11 protein-coding genes are annotated in these 5052 nt (G+C 50.6%); 1 reads left to right on the top strand and 10 read right to left on the bottom strand.

Features of this window, described 5'->3' with window-relative positions; all coding sequences use genetic code 11:
• Positions 1 to 295: 295 nt before the first annotated feature.
• The 7 genes from CSQ89_RS19810 to CSQ89_RS22630 all read right to left on the bottom strand — a co-directional run bounded on the left by CSQ89_RS19810 (position 296) and on the right by CSQ89_RS22630 (position 2759).
• A complete protein-coding gene (locus CSQ89_RS19810; protein WP_099407752.1) occupies positions 296 to 535 on the bottom strand; it encodes a hypothetical protein in 240 nt (79 codons plus the stop codon).
• Positions 536 to 600: 65 nt separating this feature from the next.
• Complete coding sequence (locus CSQ89_RS19805) at positions 601 to 849, bottom strand: hypothetical protein (RefSeq protein WP_099407751.1); 249 nt, start codon at positions 847 to 849, stop codon at positions 601 to 603.
• Between the two features lie 43 nt (positions 850 to 892).
• Complete coding sequence (locus CSQ89_RS19800; RefSeq protein ID WP_099407750.1) at positions 893 to 1060, bottom strand: DUF1328 family protein; 168 nt, start codon at positions 1058 to 1060, stop codon at positions 893 to 895.
• Positions 1061 to 1136: 76 nt separating this feature from the next.
• Positions 1137 to 1430 (bottom strand): hypothetical protein, encoded by a 294-nt coding sequence (locus tag CSQ89_RS22260; RefSeq protein WP_139022808.1) that lies wholly within the window; start codon positions 1428 to 1430, stop codon positions 1137 to 1139.
• A gap of 13 nt (positions 1431 to 1443) precedes the next feature.
• On the bottom strand, positions 1444 to 1755 hold the full coding sequence (locus CSQ89_RS19795) for a BON domain-containing protein (RefSeq protein WP_099407749.1): 312 nt from the start codon (positions 1753 to 1755) through the stop codon (positions 1444 to 1446).
• 70 nt (positions 1756 to 1825) lie between these two features.
• Positions 1826 to 2023: a CsbD family protein gene (locus CSQ89_RS19790; protein ID WP_099407748.1), complete on the bottom strand. Its 198-nt coding sequence runs from the start codon at positions 2021 to 2023 to the stop codon at positions 1826 to 1828.
• Positions 2024 to 2123: 100 nt separating this feature from the next.
• Complete coding sequence (locus tag CSQ89_RS22630; RefSeq protein ID WP_099407747.1) at positions 2124 to 2759, bottom strand: phospholipase D-like domain-containing protein; 636 nt, start codon at positions 2757 to 2759, stop codon at positions 2124 to 2126.
• Positions 2760 to 2836: 77 nt separating this feature from the next.
• Here CSQ89_RS22630 and CSQ89_RS22625 point away from each other — a divergent pair, with 77 nt between their 5' ends.
• The gene (locus CSQ89_RS22625; protein ID WP_158229062.1) at positions 2837 to 3130 is read left to right on the top strand and encodes a hypothetical protein; all 294 of its coding nucleotides are present in this window, start codon (positions 2837 to 2839) and stop codon (positions 3128 to 3130) included.
• A 72-nt stretch (positions 3131 to 3202) separates the two neighbouring features.
• On the opposite strand, the gene CSQ89_RS19775 is transcribed toward CSQ89_RS22625, so the two are convergent.
• From CSQ89_RS19775 to CSQ89_RS19765, 3 genes are all read right to left on the bottom strand, one after another.
• Entirely contained in the window at positions 3203 to 3466 is a 264-nt protein-coding gene (locus CSQ89_RS19775) for a ChaB family protein (protein WP_099407745.1), read from the bottom strand.
• Positions 3467 to 3477: 11 nt separating this feature from the next.
• Positions 3478 to 3894: a BON domain-containing protein gene (locus CSQ89_RS19770; protein ID WP_158229061.1), complete on the bottom strand. Its 417-nt coding sequence runs from the start codon at positions 3892 to 3894 to the stop codon at positions 3478 to 3480.
• Positions 3895 to 4122: 228 nt separating this feature from the next.
• The gene (locus CSQ89_RS19765; protein WP_099407743.1) at positions 4123 to 4488 is read right to left on the bottom strand and encodes a KGG domain-containing protein; all 366 of its coding nucleotides are present in this window, start codon (positions 4486 to 4488) and stop codon (positions 4123 to 4125) included.
• Between the last annotated feature and the right edge of the window lie 564 nt (positions 4489 to 5052).

The raw sequence follows: 5052 nt of genomic DNA, 5'->3' as shown, positions 1-5052 counted from the left end.
GAAACCGGGCGATGTGCTTCAATTGGAGGCAGATTGACCTCAACTGCTCCAACCGCCCGGTGCGGACCCGCATGCCGGGTGGTGTGGCAGGGGTCGGCCAGAACATCTGGTCGCCCCTATGCCGATTCATGCCGCTGCACACGGCTATTCCTTAGAACCTGTTTACGATCTGTCGCGAGCAATCGTCAGCAGGGTGAAGCGCAGCGCAGAAACCGGAATGTACATAGGTACATGAGGATTTTGAGCAGCACATGAGCCCTGATCACGGCTGCGCAGTAAGATCGCAGACAGGTTCTTAGTGTGAGGTTGCTTTCGAGCCGAGTGCAGAGGCCGCCATCGGTAACGGCGGTGGCACATTCGGCAGATTGCCACCTTCTCCTTCCCAGGTGTGAAGCTGGGCGGCATGATGAGGCAGCGTTTTCTTGGAATTGCGATCAGCAGCTTCGCGCAGATGACGGCGCTCGGCATGCCAGACGCTACTGATGAAAAGGGCGACGCCGGCGCTTAGGACGACAGCAATTTTATTGCGATTCATAGTGCCTCCTTTTATGGATAACCCGTTAGCGGATATCGCCGGGTAACGGCCTATACCACCGTGATTTATCGCGAAGAACGGGAGGACATCAGATAACCGATTGCCGCCCCGGCCAACGCTGCAACCGCCAAGCTGGAGCCGGGATAACGTCTTACCAGTTCATAATTGGCGTCTTCCATCGTGGTACAACGCTCACCCAAACGCTGGCTGCCTTGTGCGAGCTTCTCCTTGGTCGACTGCGCCGCGTTGGAAACGGCGGATTTGGCTTTGTTGACGGCAGCGCCAAAACCTTGAGTCGTGTTACTTTCATTCATGCTATTTCTCCTTTCAAGAACCGGGTCTGTCAGGGGCTAGCTTTCACTTTGATTTACTTCGAACGCCCAAGAACAGTGTGACAACGAAAATAATAATAAAGAGGAAGAACAGTATCTTGGCGATCTCTGCTGCGCCGGCGGCGATGCCGGTAAAGCCCAGCAAGGCGGCCACCAAGGCGATGACAAAGAAAACGGCGGCGTAATGCAGCATGGTAGAACTCCTTCCAGCCGTGGCGGCCTGATGACCTGTGCACTATGGGCAAACCCTTACTGACTTGGAACAGGCGCTAACACCAGTGCATCGTTTTCAGCGCGACAGGCTTTGACGGAAAGACAGCATGAGAAGGCTGTATTGGCTGGCCCAGACACCAATGGCCATGCCAGATAGGGGCTGAAGTCTTGGGCTTGGGCACGGGTGCAGGCTCTCGCCGTTGCTCGATCTGGTCACAAGCCGTGACACCCAATACGCATAGCAAAGCGGCGAATGTAGCGCCTACGATTGCCCGGGCATGCTGTCTTATGTAATTGGCAATGCCGCCGCCCATCGTGCGGTTTTCTGCTAAATAAATGGGCTTTGACATTTTATTAACTCAATCAGGTCTTATGGTGGAGATCGTTTTTAACCGACTTCACACCGACAACCGTCTTGGCTACTTCCATAGCGCGGTCGATATCGTGTTTCTGGCGCACAAAGCCGCTCAGTTGCACCACGCCTTTATAGGTTTCAACCTTGATCTCATTGACCTTGAGGGTCTCGTCTGTCAGGAAAGCAGCTTTGATCTTGGTTGTAATCACCGAGTCGTCTATCACTTGGCCGACGGATTCCTTTGGCGGTGTGTCAGCGGCCCAGACCGGGGCGGCGCCAATCAGCAATGCCCCTAATGAAATGGTAATTAGATTTTTCACGATGGTTACCTCCAGGTTTAGTATTAAAAACCCGGCGAATAAAAAACCTCCGGGTTTCTGCAATCGTTAATTAATTGAGCTTTTCCCATTCTTTGAGCTGGCGTTCCGCTTCATCCTTGGTAATGCCATAGCTCTCTTGAATGCGACCCGTCAATTGATCGCGGCGGCCGGCGATTTGGTCAATATGATCATTGGTCAATTTACCCCAACGTTCTTGTACCTTGCCGCTGAATTGCTTCCAGTTTCCTTCAACGATATCCCAGTTCATGGCAAGTTCCTCACGGTTTAGATTTGGTAGGGTATTTAACAGGTGGTACCCATGACTTTCTATTTGCAAGGTGTGTGCCAGATTTAATCTGCCATATAAATCAATGGGTTGATTTATATGGCAGGAAAGGTGGGAATTTACTACGGAGTAAGTCTTGCCAAGCGGGTGTGTAAAAACTACTTTCTCTACAGCCAATATGACCAACCAGTTGGACCTCCACCCCACGCTTAGCGGCATCGATCAACGCTTGCGGGAATTGTTCATCTGGCACGAAATAGGCGTTGGTGAGGTAGATCTGCTTTTCCGCATGGCTGATGGCGGAAATAAGTGCCACATAGACTTGGCTATAGGCTTCATTGAAGGCGCTGGGGATGGCTCTCACCAAATCCTTGCCTTGACGGGACAAACTGGGGAAATAACGTTGCTCGGCCAGGGGCGGGCCATTTTGGCGTTGCCAGGTGGATAGAAAGCAACGCTGGAAATCGGCGACTACCGGCCCTTCGATTTGAAGGTGAGTATCGCGCCAGGGAATCTGCCCGTCCTTGGATTGTTGGCGCTTGAATAGATGCGAGCCCCGTGAATAAACCTTGCTGATATTCACCCCGCACAGAAACGCCACCTTACCATCCACTACCAGCAGCTTGCGGTGGTCCCGATTATTGACGAGCCATTTGTTCCGGGTCCAAAGCGGGTTGAGCGGGTCGTATTCAAGGACGCGTATGCCGGCACTGCGCAAGTCGTCAAAAAAAAAGCGCGGGTCGTGTTTAACGAGCCGACGCTGTCGTAAATCACGTTGACCTGAACCCCTTCCGCTTGTTTTTTCACCAACAACTCTGCAAAGCGGCGACCTACTTCGTCTTCTTCGAAAATATGGGTTTCCATGTTGATTTGGTCTTTTGCCTGGGACAGGGCAGCGAACATGGCGGTATAGGTGATAGGGCCGTCTTGCAGCAGCTTGACTTGATTGTCTACCACCAGGGTGTGTTGTCGAGCAACGCTTCTTCGAAGGCGATATGCCGGTCCAGCAGTGTGCTGTCGCTGTTCTGGCTCGGTGGTGAAGAGCAGGATGCCAAGCCCATACTGCAGGCCAATACGACAGGAAGATAATGGCAGCGCATGAACGCAGTCCAAATAGAACGCATAGTAGAAGGAGAATGGCGAGGCCTCCTTGCTACGGCCTCATTCCTGTTCGGATTCTCTTTTGCTCCGTTCAGTTTTTTGCCACCATTTACCCGACGCTTCATCTTTTTTATAACCACGTTTAACTGCAGACCACGCTACCTTGTGAGCTGTTTCTTTTCGACTGACACCCCCACGGCGGTCCTTCTTTTCTTTGTACTGGTCCCAGGCATGGTTGAAGGCTTCAAGATAAATAGCCTGGGCATGGTCAGGCAGCACACGTTGCACACTATTGGGCAAATCAGCCCTATCACGGTAGACCATATCGTCCTTCCTTATCGACCTTTGACAGTGACGTTGTTCTCGACCGATTCAACACCCTGAACGTTTTTGGTTACCTTGTGCACTGTATCGCTCTGTTGCGAACCGGGTACCGTCCCGTTGATGGTGACAACCCCCTGGTCACTGCTCACATCAAGTCGGAGCGTGCCAACGCCAGCTTTGTCTACAAGCGCGGTCTTTACCTCGGAGGTGAGAGCGACGTCGTTTTCTGCTTCATTGCCTTTGTTTTTCTCTTCTTCGGCGGCTGCTGCAATGCCGGCGGCTATCCGGCTGTCTTCGGCAGCATCGCGCCAGACACCATTACTGGCATCCGTATCTGTATGGGGTAGGTGATGACTGTCGCAAGCGGATAATCCCAATAGGGCAATTAGCAGGGCCAGCGTACTGAAAATAATGTGGGGGCGTTTCATGGGCCTTCTCCTAGTTATGGTTTTGCGCATTTACATGTTGTGCTCACCTTGCTGCAGCAATGTGCATGCCGAAGAGAAGAAGGTAGAAAAAGAAAAAAGGGAATCAATCCCCTTTTTTCATCGGGAGCAAGCCTGAACCCGCTCCCGTTCTTGCTGCGCTTATGATCAAGGCTTAAGCACTACGTCTTAATTTCCGGATAACTGCTCGCAATCGTCTACAAACAGGCCTCAGCTGTTTTTGTGGCTTTGGCGACCGGCTTGCACATGCTGCTCGTGCGTTCCGCCTTGTGTCCCTTTACTGCTACTGCTCCGGGACTGGCTACTATCGTCAGTATCGGCGCTATTGCTGCGTGCAGAAACACCCGATTTTTCGCCCGCCTGCTGGCTACTGGCGGTCTTGCTGCTGGACTTACTATCGCTATCATCTTCGTTGCTTTCGTCCCTGCCCGCGCTTCTTTGGTGGCTTGCCTGTCCACCCTTACTGGATATTTCACGCTGCTTTTCTGCGTCCATCGCGGCAAAGCCACGGTTGCTACCGGTGTTGCTGTTGCCTTGTTTACTTTGATTACTGCTGTTGCTTTGAGTGGTAGCCATTTCAGTTTCCTTTCAAGGAAGTGTGTATTTTCCAAACCCATCAGCAGAGTAAGCAGCTGAAGCCTCTGGAGTGCCAAGCGATGGGTTTGGAAAAGAATAATTCCTTCAGCGCCAAATTAAGAGTGGCAATCGCTATGCCGTATTGAAATTTACGAGCTTTATTTTCATAAGTTGTTGAAATTAATTGTTAATTAAATTTTAACTGTTTATATTTAAAAGCAAGTAAAAGTAACTTTTTTACGTTAGTGTGTAATATTTACCAGTTAATAAATAAAATCCTGTCTGTTGAGTAAAAATAGATTGAACTATTTTAATTTTGAGTAAAATTTTTAAGTAAATGAAGATAGTTTTCATCTCAATAAAAATAATAGTGAGAATTTGCTAAAAAATTAGCGGTGCGGCTGAGGGGATAATTCTCTAATGCCGACTTGGCTGATACTATTCACCCGGCAACTAAGGGTTGATTTATTGGTGTCCGCCCCCAACTGATAGAAATGGACAAAGAAGACGGACGCAAGCTGTCGCGGCAAGAACAGCACGAAAGGCGCAAGCAAGCTGTGAGGC

It is taken from the genome of Chitinimonas sp. BJB300 (assembly GCF_002735695.1).
Classification (GTDB): Bacteria; Pseudomonadota; Gammaproteobacteria; order Burkholderiales; family Chitinimonadaceae; genus Chitinimonas.
Note: the sequence above shows the minus strand (reverse complement) of the source record. Positions and strands in the feature narration are given on the sequence as shown.